The sequence below is a fragment of the Streptomyces sp. NPDC041200 genome (assembly GCF_055591805.1).
Map to the genome: position 1 here is coordinate 21,558 of NZ_JBVIZF010000038.1, position 20,565 is coordinate 42,122.

The 20,565-nt window shown below is 71.7% G+C and carries 7 protein-coding genes; 2 read left to right on the forward strand and 5 right to left on the reverse strand.

What is annotated here, in order from left to right; genetic code table 11:
• Positions 1-154: 154 nt before the first annotated feature.
• Positions 155-11,953: an SDR family NAD(P)-dependent oxidoreductase gene (locus ACZ6CL_RS37605; protein WP_468944692.1), complete on the forward strand. Its 11,799-nt coding sequence runs from the start codon at positions 155-157 to the stop codon at positions 11,951-11,953.
• Positions 11,954-12,306: 353 nt separating this feature from the next.
• Here ACZ6CL_RS37605 and ACZ6CL_RS37610 read toward each other — a convergent pair whose 3' ends face one another.
• Positions 12,307-13,485, reverse strand: coding sequence for a nucleotide disphospho-sugar-binding domain-containing protein (locus ACZ6CL_RS37610; protein ID WP_468944695.1), 1,179 nt, complete (start codon positions 13,483-13,485; stop codon positions 12,307-12,309).
• Between the two features lie 32 nt (positions 13,486-13,517).
• Entirely contained in the window at positions 13,518-14,213 is a 696-nt protein-coding gene (locus ACZ6CL_RS37615) for a class I SAM-dependent methyltransferase (RefSeq protein ID WP_468944697.1), read from the reverse strand.
• A 334-nt stretch (positions 14,214-14,547) separates the two neighbouring features.
• On the opposite strand from ACZ6CL_RS37615, the gene ACZ6CL_RS37620 reads away from it, so the two are divergent.
• Positions 14,548-15,699 (forward strand): DegT/DnrJ/EryC1/StrS family aminotransferase, encoded by a 1,152-nt coding sequence (locus ACZ6CL_RS37620; RefSeq protein WP_468944700.1) that lies wholly within the window; start codon positions 14,548-14,550, stop codon positions 15,697-15,699.
• A gap of 1,444 nt (positions 15,700-17,143) precedes the next feature.
• On the opposite strand, the gene ACZ6CL_RS37625 is transcribed toward ACZ6CL_RS37620, so the two are convergent.
• From ACZ6CL_RS37625 to ACZ6CL_RS37635, 3 genes are all read right to left on the reverse strand, one after another.
• On the reverse strand, positions 17,144-17,962 hold the full coding sequence (locus ACZ6CL_RS37625) for a TylF/MycF/NovP-related O-methyltransferase (protein ID WP_468944701.1): 819 nt from the start codon (positions 17,960-17,962) through the stop codon (positions 17,144-17,146).
• Positions 17,963-18,159: 197 nt separating this feature from the next.
• On the reverse strand, positions 18,160-19,140 hold the full coding sequence (locus ACZ6CL_RS37630) for an aldo/keto reductase (protein WP_468944704.1): 981 nt from the start codon (positions 19,138-19,140) through the stop codon (positions 18,160-18,162).
• Entirely contained in the window at positions 19,140-20,465 is a 1,326-nt protein-coding gene (locus ACZ6CL_RS37635; protein ID WP_468944706.1) for a cytochrome P450, read from the reverse strand. Before ACZ6CL_RS37635 ends, ACZ6CL_RS37630 begins: the two co-directional genes overlap by 1 nt.
• Positions 20,466-20,565 lie beyond the last annotated feature (100 nt).

Here is a 20,565-nt window from a genome sequence, read left to right on the forward strand (position 1 = left end):
GGCGCCGCTTTTGGGCTGACGGCTTTTAGAACGGGCCAAGTCCGCTGTAAGCAGCGAGTGCGAACATTTTGGGCTGTGCCCTGTGTCACCGGCACTCGCGGACGGAATTCGTATTGCGGCATCACATGCTGAGGGATTACAGGGAGGCAGCCCGATGAACCCCGACTCGGTTGAGCTTGGTCCGGCGGCGAACGAGGAGCGGCTGCGTGACTACCTGAAGCGGACGACGGCCAATCTCCGCCAGACCCGGCGGCGTCTTAGGGAGGCCGAGGACCGGGAGCGCGAGCCGATCGCGGTGGTGGCCATGGGCTGCCGGTTCCCCGGCGGCATCTCCTCTCCCGAGGAGCTGTGGGACCTGCTGGTGGCCGAGAAGGATGCCGTCACGGGCCTTCCCTCCGACCGCGGTTGGGACGTCGAGGACATGTACGACCCGGACCCTGATGCTCCGGGCAAGTCCTACGCCCGCGAGGGCTCGTTCATCTCCGATGCCTCACGGTTCGATGCGGAATTCTTCGGGATCAGCCCGCGCGAGGCGCTGGCGATGGACCCGCAGCAGCGGCAGATCCTTGAAGTCGCGTGGGAGACGTTCGAGCGGGCGGGGATTCCGCCGTCCTCGCTGCGCGGAACCCGCACCGGGGTGTTCATCGGCAGTGTCGGCCAGACGTACAACATGAGCCTGCTGCCCAGCAAGGAGAAGGTCGAGGGCTACATCCTGACGGGCACGCAGGCCAGCATCATGTCCGGCCGCATCGCCTACTCCTACGGTCTTGAGGGCCCGGCGCTCACCGTGGACACCGCCTGCTCCTCGTCGATGGTGGCCCTCCACCTGGCGATCAAGGCGCTACGCGCCGGCGAGTGCGAGCGGGCGCTGACGGGCGGCGTGACCATCATGGCCACCACCGCCTGGTTCACCGAGTTCAGCAGGCAGCGGGGGCTGGCCCCCGACGGGCGGAGCAAGCCCTTCGCGGCCGCCGCCGACGGCATCGGCTGGGGCGAGGGCGTAGGTCTGCTGCTGCTTCGGCGGCTGTCGGACGCGCAGCGCGACGGTGACCAGATCCTCGCCGTCCTGCGGGGGTCTGCGGTCAACTCCGACGGCGCCAGCAACGGTCTGACCGCGCCCAACGGCACCTCCCAGCGGCGTGTCATCGAGCAGGCGCTGGCCGACGCCCGCCTGACCTACAGCGATGTCGACGCGGTCGAGGCGCACGGCACCGGCACCGCGCTGGGCGACCCGATCGAGGCGCACGCGCTGTTGGCCACCTACGGGCAGAACCGGCCCGCCGACCGGCCGCTGTGGCTCGGCTCGGTGAAGTCCAACATCAACCACCCGCAGGGCGCGGCTGGCGTGGCCGGTGTCATCAAGATGGTGCTGGCGCTGCGCAACGGGCTGCTCCCCCGGACGCTGCATGTGGATGCCCCCACGCCCCAGGTGAACTGGGGCATGGGGAACGTCGAGCTGCTCACGTGCGCGCGTGCGTGGCCTGAGAATGGCCGTCCGCCTCGCGCGGCCGTGTCGTCGTTCGGAGTGGGCGGCACCAACGGGCACGTCATCCTGGAAGCCGCCCCGCCGCTGCCGAAGGCTTCGCCCGCACCGCCGGCGGATGCGCAGCCGCCGGTCGTCTCGGCGGGGACACTGCCGTGGCTGGTCTCGGCCAGAACCGAGGCGGCCCTGCGCGGCCAGGCGCAACGGCTCCTGGACTTCGCGGTGGACCACCCGGCCGCCGGGGCGCTGGACATCGGGCACGCGCTGGCCCATGAACGCGATCACCATGAGCACCGCGCGGCCGTCGTCGCCGGCACGCGGGAGGAGTTCCTGGAAGGGCTGCGGGCCCTGGCGGACGGCGAGGCGGCACACAATGTCGTCAGGGGCCGGGGCACCGCCGCCCGGACGGTCTTCGTGTTCCCCGGGCAGGGTTCCCAGTGGGAGCGGATGGCCGTTGACCTGCTGGAGGCCTCCGAGGTCTTCCGCGAGCACGTGCACGCCTACGCCGAAGCGCTCGCGCCCTACACCGGCTGGTCGCTGATCGATGTTCTGCACGGCAGGCCGGGTGCCCCCTCGCTGGAGCGGGTGGATGTCGTGCAACCCGCGCTGTTCGCGGTCATGGGCTCCCTGGCCCGGGTGTGGCAGGCGGCGGGCGTCCGGCTGGACGCGGTGGTCGGCCACTCCCAGGGGGAGATCGCGGCCGCCCATATCGCCGGTGCGCTGACGCTCCAGGACGCCGCGCGGATCGTGGCCCTGCGCAGCAGGGCCCTGCTCGACCTGGCTGGAACCGGCGGCATGGCCTCCGTGCCGCTGCCCGCATCTGAGGTCGCGGCGCTCCTGGAGCTACCGGGCCGGGGGAATCTGAGCGTCGCCGCGGTGAACGCGCCGGGCTCCACCGTGGTCGCGGGAGCGCCCGGGGAACTGCGCAAGTTCGTTGACTCCTGCCAGCACGGCGGGGTGCCGGCCCGGATGATCCCGGTGGACTACGCCTCGCACACGCCCCATGTCGAGGCCGTGCGGGAACGGCTCGCCTCGGACTTGGCGGGAATCGTTCCGCGACCGGCCGACATCCCGTTCTACTCCACCGTCACCGCCGCGCCGATGGACGCCGAGGCGCTCGATGCCGCGTACTGGTACACCAATCTGCGCAGCCAGGTCAGGTTCGAGGAGACCACCCGGGCGCTGCTCGCCGACGGCCATACCCTCTTCATCGAGGTCAGCCCGCATCCGGTGCTCACCGTCCCGGTCCAGGAGACCATTGAGGACGCGGGGGTCTGGGCCCACGCGCACGGCACGCTGCGCCGCGACCACGGGGACCGGGTGCGGCTGCTCACTTCCCTGGCTGAGGCCCACGTCAACGGTGCGGCGCCCCACTGGGCGCGGATCGTTGCCGGGGCGGCGGCGGCCCGGCTGGACCTGCCGACCTACGCGTTCGCCGGGGAACGGTACTGGCCCGATGTCGCCGAGGCGGCCGGGGACGTGCGCTCGGCGGGCCTGGGCTCGGCCGACCACCCGCTGCTGGCCGCCGAGACGATGCTGGCCGACGGTGTGGGCCACTTGTTCTCCGGACGGCTCTCACTGAAGACGCACGGCTGGCTCGCGGGCCACGTCGTGCACGGCACGGTGATCGTCCCGGCCACCGCGTTCTCCGAACTCGCCCTCCACGCCGCCCACCGCGTGGGCTGCGTGCAGGTGGCGGAGCTGACACTGCAGGCACCGCTGCCCCTGCCGGACCGGGGAGCGGTGCAGATCCAGGTGATCGTCGGTGCGGCGGGCCCGGGAGGCGAGCGGCCCATCGGTATCCACTCCCGGGCGCAGGGCGAGGAGCCGGTATCCGAGGAGATGCCGTGGACGACCCACGCGACCGGCATCGTGAGCCCTGAGCCGATACCGGCGGACGAGCCCGTGGAGACCTGGCCGCCCGCGGGGGCGACACCGCTGAAGGCGGCCGAGGCGTATGCGCGCATGGCGGACATCGGGCTGACGTACCGTTCCGCGTTCCTGGGGCTGCGCGCCGCCTGGCGCCAGGGCGAGGACCTGTACGCCGAGGTCGAGCTCCCCGGCGGTGTCGACACCGCCGGCTTCGCACTGCACCCGGCGCTGTTGGACGCCGCGCTGCACGTCACCGCGCTGGCGGGCGACGACCTCGACGGCCAGACCAGGCTGCCGTTCGCCTGGCGCGGCGTGGCCGTGCACGCCGTCGGGGCCACCGCCGTGCGGGTCCGGCTGCGCCTGGCCGGGCCCGATACCGTCAGCCTGTCACTCATGGACGCCGCCGGAGAGCCGGTGGCGACCGTCGAGGCCCTCACCGTCCGGCCGCTCAGCGCCCAGCAGACCTTGGAGGCCGCCGCGGTACGGCGCGATTCGCTCTACCGCGTCTTTTGGCAGCTGGCGGCCCCGGGCGACGGGTCCCGGGGGCGGGGTGAGTGGGCCGTGCTCGGGGGGCTCTCCTCCTCCCTGCGTGACGGGATCGGCGGCGATCTTCGCGCCGTGGAGGATCTGGATGCGCTGCGCGCCCAGGCCGATGCCGGGGCGGCTCTTCCGGCGCTCGTGCTGGCGTTCGTCCCCTCTCATGAAGGAGACCCGGCCGAGGGTGCCCATGCGGCGACGCGCTGGGCGCACGGGCTCGTTCAGCAGTGGCTGGCCGACGAGCGGTTCGAGAGCAGCCGCCTGGTCGTGGTGACCGAACGGGCGGTCGCCGTCCGCGCCGGTGAACACATCTTGGGCCTGGCCGCCTCGCCGGTGTGGGGGTTCTTGCGCGTGGCGCAGCTGGAGCACCCGGACCGCTTCCATCTCGTTGACCTCGATGGCCGTGAAAGCTCCGCCCGGCGGCTGAGGGAGGCACTCGCGTCGGGCGAGCCGCAGCTGGCTCTGCGGGACGGCGAGGCGCACACCGCACGGCTCGTCCACGCCGGCACCGACGGCCTGCTCTCAGTGCCCCAGGACGGGGCGCTGTGGCGGCTGGCCACGACCGAGCCCGGTACGGTCGAGAACCTCGTCCTGGAACCCAGCGCCGCCGACCGGCCGCTGGGGAGCGGGGAAGTGCGGGTCGCGGTCCGGGCGGCGGGAGTCAACTTCCGCGACGTGCTCCTCACGCTCGGCCTGTATCCGGGGGAGGCGTTCATCGGCAGCGAGGCCGCCGGCGTCGTCACCGAGACCGGTTCGCAGGTCACCGGCCTCAGGCCAGGTGACGCGGTCATGGGGCTGTTCCCCGAAGGAGCCGTCGGGCCGGTCGCGGTCGCCGACCGGCGGGCGCTGACCCGGGTGCCGCGGGGATGGACGTTCGCCGAGGCCGCATCGGCGCCGGTAGCGTTCCTCACCGCCTATTACGCCCTGCACGACCTGGCCGGGCTGCGGTCCGGGCAGCGGCTGCTCGTGCATGCCGCGACCGGCGGTGTCGGCATGGCCGCCGTCCAGCTGGCCCGGCACTGGGGCGCGGAGGTCTACGCCACCGCCAGCGCCCCCAAGTGGGACACGCTCCGTGCGATGGGTTTCGAGGATGCGCATATCGCGGACTCGCGGACCCTCACGTTCCTGGAGAAGTTCCTCGCGTCCACCGGCGGCGAGGGCGTGGACGTCGTCCTGGACTCCCTGGCCGATGAGTTCGTGGACGCGTCGCTGCGGCTCCTGTGTGGGGGCGGGCACTTTTTGGAGATGGGCAAGACCGACGTGCGCGACCCGGCCGAGGTGGCGCAGCGGCACCCCGGTGTCGTCTACCAGGCCTTCGAGACGGTCGAGGCGGGGCCCGACCATGTCGCGCGCATGCTGGCGGACCTGAGCGGGCTGTTCGAGGAAGGGGTGCTGCGTCCCCTGCCGGTGGCGGCTTTCGACGCGCGCCAGGCGCCGCAGGCGTTCCGGCTCATGAGCCAGGCCCGCCACACCGGCAAGCTCGTCTTCACGGTCGCGCGTCCGCTCGCCGCCGGCGGCAGCGTCCTGGTGACCGGCGGAACCGGCACCCTGGGCGCTGCCGTCGCCCGGCACCTCGCCGCCGAGCACGGGGTGCGGCATCTGCTGCTGGTGAGCCGGCGCGGACCCGACGCGGATGGTGCCGCCGCTCTCCAGGCCGAGCTGGCCCAGCTCGGCGCCGAGGCCGTCGTGCGTGCCTGCGACGTGTCCGACCGGGACGATCTGCGCCGCCTGCTCGAGGCGATCCCGCCGGAGCATCCCCTGACCGCCGTCGTGCATTCGGCGGGCGTCACCGACGACGCGTCCGTCACCGCGCTGGAGGCCAGTCAGCTGGGCCCTGTCCTGCGGCCGAAGGCCGACGCGGCGTGGAACCTCCACGAGATGACCAAGGACCTCGACCTCAGCGCGTTCGTGCTGTTCTCTTCGCTGGCGGGCACTCTCGGCAATCCGGGGCAGGCCAACTACGCGGCCGGCAACGCGTTCCTGGACGCGCTGGCCACGCACCGGCACACGCTCGGTCTCCCGGCGGTCTCGCTCGCCTGGGGGCTGTGGGAGCAGGCCAGCGGGATCACCGCCGAGCTGTTCGAGGAGAAGCCTCACGCCGTCGCGCACGACGTGCTGACCACCATGTCCGACGCCCAGGCGCTCGCCCTGTTCGACATCGGCCTCGCCGGCGGGCGGCCCGACCTGGTCCCCGCCGGTCTCAACCTCGCGGCGATCCGGGCGGCGGCCGAGGTGCGCCCGGCTCCGGCCGTTCTCCGCGGCTTCCTGCGTGTGTCCCGCCGGCAGGCGGGCGGCCGGCCGGGCCGCCAGCACTCGCTCCAGCGGGAGCTGGCCGGGCGCTCACAGGCCGAGCAGCGGAGTTTCCTGCTGGAGGTCATCCGGAGCGACATCGGCGTGGTGCTCGGCCATCCCGCGCCGGAAACGATCGACCCCCGGCGGCCGTTCCAGGAGATCGGCTTTGACTCGCTCACCGCCGTCGAGCTGCGTAACCGGCTCAGTGCCGCGATGGGGACGCGTCTGCCCGCGACCTTGATCTTCGATCACCCCAACGCGGTCTCGCTCGCCGAATACCTGCGAGAACAGGTGAGCGGCAAGGTCCAGGCCGCCCCCGTCCGCGCGACGACCGGCGAGGACCCGATCGTGATCGTCTCGATGGCCTGCCGCTTCCCGGGGGGCGTGCGTACCCCCGAGGACCTCTGGGACGTCGCCGACCTCGGCCGCGAGACCGTGTCCGCGTTCCCCGACGACCGCGGCTGGGACCTGGAGAGCCTCTTCGACCCGGACCCCGGCCACCCCGGGACCTCCTATGTGGACCGAGGCGGGTTCCTCGACGAGGCCGGGCACTTCGACGCCGAGTTCTTCGGCATGAGCCCCCGGGAGGCGCTGGGCACCGACCCGCAGCAGCGCGTGCTGCTCGAAACCGCCTGGGAAGCCCTCGAACGGGCCGGGCTTACGCCCGAGTCGCTGCGCAACAGCCGCACCGGCGTGTTCGTCGGCATGACCGCCTACGGCTATCCCGGCGGGCCCTCGCGCACCTCGGACGCGGTGGAGGGATATTTGCTGACGGGAGCGGCGAGCAGCGTCGCGTCCGGCCGCATCGCCTACACCCTCGGTCTGGAGGGGCCGGCGGTCACCGTGGACACCGCCTGCTCGTCCTCGCTGGTGTCCCTGCACCTGGCGGCGCAGGCGCTGCGAAGCGGCGACTGCGACCTCGCCCTGGCCGGCGGCGTCACGGTGATGCCGACCCCGAGCGTCTTCGTCGGGTTCAGCCGCCAGCGCGGGCTGGCCCCCGACGGCCGGTGCAAGCCGTTCGACGCCGCCGCCGACGGCACGGTCTTCTCCGAAGGCGTCGGGCTGCTTTTGGTGGAGCGGTTGTCGGACGCGCGGCGCAACGGCCACCAGGTCCTCGCCGTGGTCCGGGGCAGCGCCATCAACTCCGATGGCACCAGCAACGGCCTGACCGCGCCCAACGGGCCCTCCCAGCAGCGCGTCATCCAGCAAGCGCTGGCCAACGCCGGGCTCACACCGCAGGACATCGACGCCGTCGAAGCGCACGGCACCGGCACCACCCTCGGCGACCCCATCGAGGCACAGGCCCTCATCGCCGCCTACGGCCAGGACCGCCCCGCGGACCGCCCGCTGTGGATCGGCTCGGTCAAGTCCAACATCGGCCACACCCAGCAGGCATCGGGGGTGGCGAGCCTGATCAAGATGGTGCAGGCCATGCGGCACGGGCGGCTGCCCCGGATTCTGCACGCCCAGCGCCCGACCCCGCACGTGGAGTGGGAGGGCGGCGGCGTCGCGGTGCTGACCGAGACGGTGCCGTGGCCCACCACCGGTCGCCAACGGCGCGTCGGCGTCTCGGCGTTCGGCATCAGCGGCACCAACGCCCACATCATCCTGGAGCAGCCGCCCACGGCCGAACCGGCCCCGGTGCCCGCTCCGGCCCCCGGCACACCGGCAGCTCTCACCGCTCACCGGCCCTCGAGTGATGGCGGGCCCCTGGTGCCCTGGCTCCTTTCGGGCCGGTCCGAGGCCGCGCTGCGGGCTCAGGCCGCACGGCTCGCGGAGCACGTCGGGGTGGACGACGACCCCGGCGACGTGGCCTGGGCGCTCGCCACGACGCGTACGGCGTTCGACCACCGCGCCGTCGTCATCGGCCACGACCTGGACACTCTGCGCGCCGGGCTGACCGCTATCGCCCGGGGCGAGCCGCACCCCGCGGTGACGCGGGGGGTGGCCGCTCCCACCCCGGGCAGGACCGTCCTGGTCTTCCCCGGGCAGGGTTCGCAGTGGGCGGGCATGGCGCTGAGCCTGCTGGAACAGTCGCCGGTCTTCGCCGAACACCTGCACGCCTGCGCCAAGGCCCTCGACCAGCACACCGGCTGGTCACTGCTGGAGGTGCTGCACGGCGTCCCCGGCGCTCCGTCCCTTGAGCGGGTGGACGTCGTCCAGCCCGCGCTGTTCGCCGTCATGACCTCGCTGGCCGAGGTCTGGAAGGCGGCGGGCCTGGTCCCGGACGCCGTCGCCGGCCACTCCCAGGGGGAGATCGCCGCCGCGTACGCGGCGGGGGCCCTTTCGCTCGATGACGCCGCGCTCGTGGTAGCACTGCGCAGTAAGATCATCACCAAGCTGGCCGGGACGGGCGCGATGGCCTCGGTGCCGCTGTCCGAGGCCCAGGTCGCCGGCCGCCTCGCCGGGGCCAGGGCCGCCGGCGTGCACCTCGCCGCGGTCAACGGGCCGGACAGCCTGGTCGTGGCGGGGGATACCGACGCCGTGGGCGCGTTCGTGGCCGCTTGCGAGGCCGACGGCATCCGCGCCCGGATCATCCCGGTCGACTACGCCTCGCACACCCCGCACATCGAGGCGCTGCGCGAGGAACTCCTGGAGGCCCTCTCCCCCATCCGCCCCCGCAAGGGCACCGTGCCGTTCTGCTCCTCGGTCACCGGTGACGTCATGGACACCACTGAGCTGAACGCCGAGTACTGGTACCGCAACCTGCGCGAGACCGTCCAGTTCGGCAAGACCACTCAGGCACTGCTTACGGCAGGCCACCGCCTGTTCATCGAGGCCGCCCCGCACCCGGTCCTGACCGTGGGCGTGCGCCAGACCCTCGAGGGAGCCGGCATCCAGGCGGCGGCACTGGGCACCCTGCGACGCGACCAGGGCGATGCCCGCGCGCTGCTGGCCGCCTTCGCCGAGGCCCACACACAGGGGGCGACGGTGGACTGGGCGCGGGTGCTCACCCCGGGGACCGGCTGGGTGGACCTGCCGACCTACGCGTTCCGGCGTGAGGAGTACTGGCTCAGGACGTCGGCCGCGACGGGCGATGTGCGGGCGGCCGGGCTGGGCGAGACCGGGCATCCCCTGGTGACGGCCAGGCTGTCGGTGGCCGGCAGCGACCGGCATGTCTTCAGCGGCCGTATCTCCCTGCGAACCCACCCCTGGCTCGCGGACCACCAGGTCAACGATGTCGCTCTCGTACCGGGGACCGCGTTCGTGGAGCTGGCGCTGCACGCGGCGCGGCAGGTCGGCTGTGACGGGGTGGAAGAACTCACCCTGCTCGCCCCCTTGGTGCTGCCGGGAAGCGGCGGGCTCCAGATCCAGGTCGTCGTGGAAGCGCCCGAGGCGGAAGGAGCCCGTTCGGTAACGGTGCACTCCCGTCCGGACGGTGATGAGGACACCGACTGGACGCTGAACGCCACCGGCGCACTGGCCACCGGCCCGGCAGAGCCCCTGGACGATCTGATGGCCTGGCCGCCCGCCGGAGCCGAGCCAGCCGACGTGGACCTCGTCTACGACCGGTTCACCGCCAACGGCCAGGTGTACGGGCCGGTGTTCCAGGGGCTGCGGGCCGCGTGGGTCGACGGCGGCGACATCTATGCCGAGGTGACGCTGCCCGAGGAGGTCGACACCGAGGGATTCGGCGTCCACCCGGCTCTGCTGGACGCCGCCTTGCACGCCCTGATGGCCCGGCCGCCAAAGGAGCTGGGCGCCACGGCGGTGCTGCTGCCGTTCTCGTGGACCAGGATCACCCTGGGGGCGATGGCAGGCCGGACGCTGCGGGCCCGCCTCAGCGCGGGCGAGGACACGCTGGCGGTGGACCTGGCCGACGGCGCGGGCCGGCCCCTCGCGCGCATCGAGTCGCTCCGGCTCCGGCCGGTCGACCCGGCGCGTCTGGGCGCCGGCCGCAACCGCGTGCCGGTGCTGGCCCCGGAGTGGATCGAGGCCGAACCGGCCACAGCCGCCGCCCCGGCGCTGGCCTTTGTCGGCGACGCCGAGGTCAGCGGCGCGCGGTATGAGCGGTACCCCACCATGGAGGCGCTGCGCGCGGCCATCGCCGGCGGAGTCCCGGTACCGCAGGTCATCGTGATGGCCTGCACCGGCGCGGCCGCGAGCGTCCCCTCCGCGGGGGCGCACGAGGAGACTTCTCACGCCCTGGAGCGGGTCCAGGAGTGGCTCGCCGACGAGATGTTCGCCTCGTCGGTCCTCACCCTGGTGTCCCAGGGCGCCGTCGCGGTCGCCGACCGGGAGGACGTGCCCGATCTCGCGGCCGCGGCCGTCTGGGGTCTGGTCCGGGCCGTTCAGTCGGAGCATCCCTTCCGGTTCCAGCTCTTGGACACCGACGGCCCCATCACCGAGGACCTGGTCGCCGCGGCACTCGCGCTGGGCGAACCGCAGGCCGCCGTGCGGGCCGGGAAGGTCCATGTGCCTCGCCTGACACGGCGGCCGGCGGCTCAGTCGCCGGCGCCGTTCCACCGGGAGGGCACGGTGCTGGTCACCGGCGGCACCGGCACACTGGGCGGCCTGATCGCCCGTCACCTGGCCGCCTCCCACCAGGTCACGCATCTGCTGCTGGTCAGCCGGAGCGGGATCGCGGCCGAGGGCGCGCCGGAGCTGGCGGCCGAGTTGGCCAGGCTCGGCGCGTCGGTCTCCATCGAGGCCTGCGACACCGGTGACCGTGCGGAACTCGCCCGGGTCCTCGCCACGATCCCCGCCGCGCATCCGCTCACGGCGGTCATCCACGCGGCCGGGACGCTGGACGATGCGACGGTGCCCAATCTGACCCCCCAGCGGCTGGGGACCGTCCTGCGGCCCAAAGCGGACGCGGCCTGGAACCTGCATGAACTCACCAAGGACGCGGACCTCACGGCGTTCGTGCTGTTCTCCTCCGCCGCGGGTGTCCTGGGCGCGCCCGGCCAGGCCAACTACGCCGCGGCCAACGCCTTCCTCGACGCGCTCGCCACGCACCGGCGTGCCCACGGGCTGCCCGGCACATCCATGGCCTGGGGCCCGTGGGAGCAGAGCAGCGCGCTGACCCGCGGGCTGGCCGGGAGCGGGCAGCGCGTGGCCGCCCGCCGGGGCCTGGTCCCGCTGTCCACCGCCGACGCGCTCGCCTGCTTCGACGCCGCCCTCGGGGCCGGTCTGGCCGCCGCGGTCCTCACCGAACTCGACATGCGGCATCTGCGCGCGCAGGCCGGGGCCGGCGCGCTGCCGCCGGTGCTGCGCGCTTTGGTGCGCGGTGCGCCGCGCCGGGCAGGTGAGGGCGGCGAGTCGGTCGCCGAGCGGCTGGCGGGCCGCGACCGCCAGGAGCAGCAGGCGATCGTGATCGAGCTGGTGCGCGGCCACATCGCCGCGGTCCTGGGGCACGCTTCACCGGCGGAGATCTCCGCTGACCGCGCCTTTAAGGACCTGGGCTTCGACTCCCTCACGGCGGTGGAGCTGCGCAACCGGCTCGGCGGGGCGACGGGGCTGCGACTGCCCGCGACCCTGGTCTTCGACTATCCGACGGTGCGAGCACTGGCCGAGTACGTGCTGGACCGGGCCGCTCCCCCCGCACCCTCACCCAGCGACGTCGCCCTGCACTGTCTGGACCAGCTGGCACAAGCCCTGACGGCGCTTGCGCCCGGCACCGTCCACGAGCTGGTCGAGCACCGGTTGCGGGAACTGGCGGGACGGGCGAGCGGACCCTCCAAGCCCGTCGCGGACAGCACAGAGATGGCAAATGCCTCGGCCGACGAACTGATGGAGCTGATCGACCAGCGGTTCCGGCAGGCCTAGCGAAACTCGGTGGTGCGCCACGCGGCTACGCGCGCACCACCGGCACCGCCCTGGCCGCCCACGCCCCACCCGGCGGCCCCACCCGGCGGCCCCACCCGGCGGCCCCACCCGGCGGCCCCACCCGGCGGCCCCACCCGGCGGCCCCACCCGGCGGCCCCACCCGGCCCCAGGCCCCCCCGGGGCCTGGGGCCGGGGCCGGGGGCCTGGGGCCGGGGGGCCTGGGGCCCGAACCGGGCACCAGGAGAAAGGCCAGGGGCAGGCCACACCGACGCGGGCCGCGAAACCAAACGCGGGCTGCGAACGCCCCCTGGAGGGAGGGTTCGCAGCCCGCGTCGGTGTCTGCGCGTGCGGTTCTACCGGCCTGCGTCCGCCAGCCCCTTCAGCAGGGGGACGATCTGGGTCGGGTCGGGCCGGGCGGCGTTCTGCTCGGCCAGCGCCCGGGCGGCGGGCCCGGCCACGGTCCCGTTGAGCAGTTCGAGGACCACCTCGGCCACGGAGCCGGCGGTCAGCTCATCCGGCGTGAGCGTCATACCGGCCCCGCTGGCCCGCAGCAGCTCGGCGCCGAGCGGCTGCGCGCTCATCTGCGGCACGACAAGTTGCGGCACGCCATGCGTGACGGCGGCCAACACCGTGCCGGGGCCACCCTGGCTGATGAGCGCGTCGCAGGTCGGCATCAGCATCGACAACGGCATCCAGTCGACCACCCGTACCTGCTCACGCGTCTCGCCCAGCAGTTCCCGGCCAGTCCTGCCCAGGGCCGCCACGATCTCGACGTCCATGTCGGCCAGCGCCTCGATGGCCAGCAGCGGGGGCCGCAGTACCTCCGCTCCCATGAACTCGCTCGTGGTCCCCCAGGTGATGCACACCCGCGGGCGCCGCTTGGGCTCATCGAGCCAGGCCGGTGTGAGGGCCGCGCCGTTGTAGGGCACGTACCGCGCCGCCTGCCGCTTCGCCATCCGTACGGAGAGCAGTTCATCCGGGCAGGGATCCACCACGAGATCGGCGTACTCCGGGCCCAACCGCACATCCCACTTGTCGAGGAAGGCCACCAGGTCCTTCGGCCAGTTGTCGCGCACCGCACGCTCGGAGGTCAGGTCCCCCCACAACTGGTCGGGCATCGGCCCCCAGGTGTGCAGGACCAGCGGAGCGCCGACAGCCTTGGCGATGACCGGCGCGGCGAAGGCGGCGGGGTCCGCCACCACCAGGTCCGGCGACCAGTGCCGAGCGAAGGGGAGAAGGTCGGCCACGACCGCCTCGGCGATCCGGATGTGCGGGACGACGATCTGGTCGATGGTCGGCGCGGCCCCGGCCGCACCACCCTCGCCGCCGCCGATGGAGGCCCTCAGCTCGCTCATGAAGTCAGGCCCGCGGCCGGCCTCAACGGCGGGCAGACCGGCGGCGGTCACATCGCCGGTCAAAGACGGCTGCACCGCCACCCGCACGTCGTGCCCCGCCGCGCGAAGCGCCCACGCCAGCGGAACCAGCGGATACAGGTGCGATCGGAAAGTAGCCGAGGTGAACAGAATCCGCATGACAAGAACCCCTCAAAGTCGCCCGATGGCCGTCAACTGGGACGCCGCCCGATCAGGTGGAACATCCGCGCGGTCAGCGGATACGGCATCCGGCTGGCCAGGGCGATCTCCAGCTCTTCCAGCCGGGCGTAGAACGCCGGGTCGTACTTGATCTCGTTGTCCGCGATGAGGTTGCACACGCTCATCACGCCGTAGTGGCCGATGACCTCGACACCGGCGTCACCGAGGTGGCCGCCGATCTCCTCCGCGGTCAGGACCGACACGTCCTTCCCGTAGACCACATTGGGCTTGACCTTGGCGTCCACGGCACCGCGGGCCGCGGCGAGATCGAGTTCCCGGACGGCGGCCTCCAGCGGTACGGCGCAGGCGTTGGGGCCGACCACGGACAGCAGACCGCCCGGCTTCAGACACTTCACGATCCCCTGGACCACGTCAGCGCGGTCCGGAACGTACTGCAGGAGGTTGTGGCACAGCAGCAGATCGAATTCCTGCCCGGCGAAGAGGTCCGCCACATCGTGCGCGTCACCCTCGCGGACCTCGATGAGACCGGCAACGTCGCGCTTCGCGGCGAGTTCCCGCGCCCCGCGCAAAGACACCGGCGCCACGTCCAGGACCGTGACGTGGTGGCCACGCTCGGCAAGCCGGACACCTTCCCGGCCGTTGCCGCCCGCCACATCCAGCACACGCAGCGGGCCCTCATCCAGATGACGGTCCAGGTTGGCCGCCACGACCGAATAACGAAGCCGCCCCCACGGGGTTTCCTGCCACTTCTGGAAATTGTCAAGGCGCTCATCGAAAACAGCATTGTCGATCGCACTGCCGCTGCCGGTCATACTACCTCCGAGGTCCGGCTGGGTTACCGGTATACCGACTGACCAAGGAGCCGTAATCTACAACGGCCAGCTGAAACCCCTCTAAAACACCGGCCACCAGGAAAGGTTTAGGCCACATTTAGCCGGGTGCACGATACTTGAATTACTCATGCGCGCTGCCCAGTCTTTCCGCGCGCACAGCCCGAAACCCGCCGCTGACCACCGGACTGCATGATCGGGAGACACGTACATGATTAATGTGACCCAGCCCAGCGTCGGCGCGGAAGAACTCGCCGCGATCAGCGCCGTGTTCGACAGCAAATGGCTCGGGTCCGGGGTGCAGACGGAAGAATTCGAGGAGCAGTTCGCCCAGCACCTCGGCGTCTCGGCCAGCAGCCTCCTCTTCCTCAATTCAGCGACGTCCGGGCTCTTCCTCACCATGGAGCTGGCCGGCATCGGACCGGGCGACGAGGTCGTACTGCCCTCGAACGGGTTCATCGCCAACGCCAACTGCGTCATCGACGCCGGCGCCCGCCCGGTGTTCTGCGACATCGACGACTCGGTACTCAACCCCCGCCTCGAGGACATCATCGCCGTACTCACTCCGCGCACCAAAGCGGTGATGGTTTTGCACTACGGCGGCTACCCCGGCGAGGTCGAGAAGATCGCCGCACTGTGCGCAGAACGCGGTATCGCGCTCATCGAGGACGCGGCCGTCTCGGTCGCCTCAAGCGCGCAGGGCCGAATGTGCGGCACATTCGGCGACTTCGGCATCTGGAGCTTCGACTCACGCAAGGTCATCACCACCGGCGACGGCGGCATGCTCTACGTACGGGATCCCGAGGTGGCCCGCAGAGCACGCCGGCTGGCGTACCACGGGCTTGAGGACCGCAGTTCGTTCACCACCGCCGCCAAGTCGCCGCACCTGTGGTGGAGTTTCGACATAGAGGACATCGGGCGCCGTCTCGTCGGCAACGACATGACCGCCGCGATGGGCAAGGTACAGCTGGGCAGGCTCCCGGAATTCGTCGACCGGCGGCGCGCCATAACGCGGCGGTATGACCAGGCGCTCTCCCGTGTCCCGGGCGTCCGTACCCCTCCCCCGCTCCCCGAAGGCCATGTCTCGACCCACTACTTCTACTGGGTCCGGTTCGAGACCAGGGCCATCCGGGACGGGGTGAGCGAGGACCTCCTGGCGAAGGGCATCTACACCTCCTGGCGCTACTACCCCCTGCACAGGGTCCGGCGGTACGGCGGTACGGATGCCGTGTTGCCGGTGACGGAGACCGTCTCGGACACGGCCCTGTTGCTGCCGGCCCACCAGGACCTGCTCGACGAGGAAGTCGACCTGGTCATACAGGAAGTGAGCAAGGCGGTCCAGGCACGGAGCACCAGCACCTGACCACCAGCACCTCCCGGCACACCCTCCGGCCCAAAGGTCCGCCCACGGCATGCCCCCCCCGGGGGGCGCCGTGGGCGGGCCGCGCACGGGCCGCGCGCGGGGCCGGACATCACCAGCATCACCCTGGCCCCCGGGGCCAGGGCCAGGGGCCAGGGCCAGGGCCAGGGGCCAGGGCCAGGGCCCGGGGCCAGGGCCCGGGGCCCGGAGGCCCGGAGGCCCGGGGAGAGTCGCGGTCGCCGCGTGGTGAGTGGCTGCTCGGCGGGGCGCCCGTGGTGCCCGCGGGTCTGCGGGGTGCCCTGGAACCGGTTCCCGGCCCCCGGTGATCCGCCTGAGGTGCGCTACCGGCTGCCCGCACTGCTCGCGGCAGGGAGTGTGCGCGATGACCAGCGCCACTCACCACTCCCCTGCCGCGACAGCCAAGTGGACCCGCCGCCGCGAGCCGCACACACCCGCCCCACCCGGCTCCCCCCTGGACCCGTTCGCCGGACGATACCGCGCACCGGGAGAGCGGACGCCACACGAGGCCTGCGGCAAGGTGAATACGGCCGCCCTGAGCGAGGCCGCGCTCGCCCCGCTGACCTCTTCGGCCCGCACCGGCCGCATTCGACCCCCACCCCGAACGGGCCCCGAACGGGCCCCGAGCGGGCCCCCGAGCGGGAACAGCGCCGCGCCCACCAGGCCGCCGCCGGTGCCGACCAGCCACGCGCGCCACGCCCCCTTCGCACCGCCGCACCATCTAGCCTTCGCACCGCCGCCCCTTCGCACCGCCGCGCCTTCGCGGCTGGCGGCTGGCGGCTGGCGGCTGGCGACTGGCGGCTGGCGGCTGGCGGCCAGGGTCTGGGCGGTGGGCGCCGGCCCGGCGGCAGCCGCGTCGTGTTGACGGCCGTGCGCCACGACGGCGCCCTGGCCGCCGCACTGCGCGAGACCGGCACGAGAACCACCGGCGTCCCCGGATCCGCCCCGCCGGGGGGCTGATCCGGGGATGCGGACGAGAAGTGACCCGTGGTCAGGCGTGGCCGCCCCGCAGGCGCACAACGACCACACCCGCTCCCCCGCCGAAGCCCGCCCGCGGGCCAAAGCCCGCCCGCGACCGCTGTGGCGAGGGCGGCCACCCAGGCCAGCAGGCCCGTGCAGTCGAGGCCGTCACCGTCGGCGGACCGCTCTTCCCTCACCCCCGCCCGCGCGGTCATGACCGGCCTGCGCGGCCTCACCTACAGCAGCACCCTCCACCCCACCGCAGGAGCCCACACCGCCAGCGAACGACCCGGCCCGCCCCCGCCCCGGAACAGGCCTCACCCCCGCCCACGGCATCCCGTGATCAAAACGGAGGCAGCACCTCTCTCCCCCCCCAGGGGGGCTTGGCCGGGCCGCCCGCGCGGGGCCACGGCCTTCCCCCGGCCAACGGGGACAACTGACCCGGATCACGGACCCGGACGCGCTGCCTCTACTTGGTCTTGCGCCACTGGACACAGGTCCAGTCGACCGCTTCGATGGGATCGTCGATGCCGTGCTCCCGGCGGTAGTCGTCCACCGCCTTGCTGCACATCGTGTAGAAGTAGTCGTCGATGATGCAGTAGCCGCCCACCGAGAGCTTCGGGTAAAGAATGTCGAGGGCCTCGTAGGTGGACTGGTAGAGGTCACCGTCCAGGCGCAGGACCGCCAGTTTCTCGATCGGCGCGCTCGGCAGCGTGTCCTCGAAGAATCCGGTCAGGAATTCCACGCGCTCATCGAGCAGCCCGTACCGTTCGAACCTCGCCTTCACCTCGTCGAAGGTGACCTTGAGGGAAACGCCCATCGCGCCGATGATGTCCTGGCTGCGCCCCTTCCACGGGTCCGACGGGTACTTGTCGGTCGGAGGCGGGAATCCGTCGAAGGAGTCGGCGACCCAGACCTTCCGCGTCTTGTCGCCGAACGCCGTGAGGGCAGCACGCATGAGGATGCACGAGCCGCCCCGCCACACCCCGGTCTCGATGAGGTCACCGGGAATTCCCTCCCGGATGACCGTGGCGGTGCACTGCTGGATGTTGTCCAAACGCTCCTGGCTGACCATGGTATCCGCCTGCACGTGCGGCATGATCCCCTTGCCCGCCAGATAGGCCAGACGCGTATCGCTCTCGCTTCCCGAGTCGGTGGTGTACGGGAATGCGGCGCCGTCGTGGAATCGAAGGAGACATTTCTTCAGCAGGTCGAGGTAAGCATCAGGCAGATCCGAAGCAATCGGACCCGCCGTCTTCTCGATCGCCTTGGCTTCCTTGGTCACCATTGCCACCCCTTCTCATACCCCGGCTTGACGCCCATCCCACCAGCTATATCTGAACTCCCCCTAAAACAGGCGATGATGGCTTTGGCCCGGCTCCGCGCGGAGCCGGGCCAAAGCCGTCAACGCCTGTCCTGCCCTCGATCCGTCATTCCCCTGGGCCGGCCGTCACCGGCGCCCGGGGCCCCACCGGACCGGCAGGGTCAAAAGTGCGTCGGCAGGCGCGGGGCATAGGACGACTCAAGCAAGGCGATCTCTTCGCCGGTGAGCTGGATACCGAGCGCGGCGACGGCGTCGGCCAGGTGGTCCGGCCTGGTGGCGCCGACCAGGGGGGCACTGACGACCGGGTTCTTCAGCACCCACGCCATGGCCACCTGCGCCATCGGCACGCCGCGCCCGTGGGCGATCTGCTCCACCGCGCCCACGACCGCCTCATCACTGTCCAGGTACAGCGGACGCCCGTAGGGGTCGGTGGGCCGGTTGGTCCCGGCACGCGCCGTGCCCTTCTCACCCCACGGACGGGCCAGCAGCCCGGCGGCCAGCGGACTCCAGGGCAGGCTGCCCACGCCCTGGTCGGCGAGCAGGCCGAACATCTCCCGCTCTTCCTCACGCTGCAGCAGGCTGTACTGGTCCTGCATGGAGACGAACTTCGTCCACCCGTTCAGCTCGGCGGCGTGCTGCATCTTGGCGAACTGCCAGGCCCACATCGACGACGCCCCGATGTAGCGGACCTTGCCCGCCTTGATGACGTCGTGCAGCGCCTCCATCGTCTCTTCGACCGGGGTCTCAGGATCGAACCGGTGGATCTGGTACAAGTCGATGTGGTCGGTGCCCAGCCGGTCCAGCGAGGCATCCAGCTGTTCGACGATCGCCTTGCGGGACAGCCCCGGCCGGCTGGGCCCCTGCCGCATCGGGAAGAACAGCTTGGTCGCCAGGACGACATCCTCACGCCGGGTGTACTTCCGCAGCGCGCGCCCCACGATCTCCTCCGAGGCACCCATCCCGTAGATGTTGGCGGTGTCCCAGAAAGTGATGCCCAGCTCCACCGCCTGCCGGAAGACGGGTTCGGCACTCTCATCGCCGAGCGTCCACGGCTGGACCGGCGAGGGATCACCGAAACTCATGCAGCCCAGCGCGAGCCGGCTGACCTTCAGTCCGGACGATCCCAGACGCGTGTACTCCATCAGTTCCTGCCTCTTTCTGGCTCATTCTTCCTCGCACCGGCGATGGTGCCGGCCGAGCGGGCGACGGACACCGCCAACTGCTTCGGGCCGTAGAACTCCGAGTCATGGAAGACCGGCTCGCCCACCACCTCCAGCTCGGCGAACTCATCGAGCAGCACATTGAGCGCGACCTCGATCTCCACCCTGGCCAGCGGCCCACCGAGACAGAAATGGATACCGTGACCGAACCCCAGATGCCGGTTCGGGTTCCGGTCGATATCAAAGACCTGCGGATCAGGGAACTGCCGGCCGTCATGGTTGGCCGACAACGTCGAGGCCATCACGATCCCCCCCGCCGGGATCACACCACCGGCGATCTCCACCTCCTGCGTGGAGACGCGGACCGCCCGGTGGAACGGCGGCCGCAGCCGCAGCGCCTCCTCGAACACCGCGGGAATCACCGACCGGTCCCCGCGCAGCCGCACCCCCACATCAGGGTTGTCGCGCAGGCACAGCAAAATGTTCCCCAGCAGCAGCGTGATCGTGATATGCCCGGCCGTCAGCAACAGCCCGGACAACGTGGCGACCTGCACATCCGTCAGACGCCGCCCCTCCAGCTCCGCGGCCGCCAGCGCCCCGATCAGCCCGCCCGAACCATCCACCCGACGCCGCCGGGCCTCAGCAGCCAGGTACTCCTGCAGCTCCCTGTTCGCCTCCGCGAGAGCCTTGGCCTGCCCAGCGGCAGACGACGCCTGCGTCCGCGTACCCAGCAGAGCATCAGCACACGACCGGAAAAACGCCCGGTCACCCGGCGAGACCCCCAGCAGCTCAGCGATGACCGTCACCGGCAGCGGATACGCCACATGCTCCACGAAATCAAACTCATCCCCCGGCACAGAAGCCACCAGATCCCGGGCGATCTCAGCGATCCGCGGCCGCAGACCAGCAACCGTCCGCGGCGTGAACGCCTGACTCACCAGCTGCCGCAGCCGCCGGTGCTCCGGCGGATCCTGCGACGACAGATTGGCACTGACCTCCTCAGGATCAAACCCCGGCATGAACCGGGCGATATTGGACGAGAAACGCGCCGGATCAGCCATCACCGCCTGCACATCCTCATACCGGAAGACGTGATACATACCGCGCGCGTCCACCCACAGCGGCCGCTCCTCACGCATCCGCGCCAGCCACCCCAGGGCCCGCGCACCACCATCGGAGAAAAGCGGCATCTGAACAGGCACGTCGACGGCCATCATGTCTCCTTCGATCAAACCCAGACCGCCCACAGCAAAACCCACCCAGCTAAAGATCACCTGAAACGGGCCACGGCCGACCGCCACCCCCACACGTGCAGTATCTGCACGGAATTGCGCGCCACGCAACCTTGTGGGAGCGTGACGCCGTACCGAAGGCCCCCTCAGCCAGGCCACGCCCGCCCAACGAAGG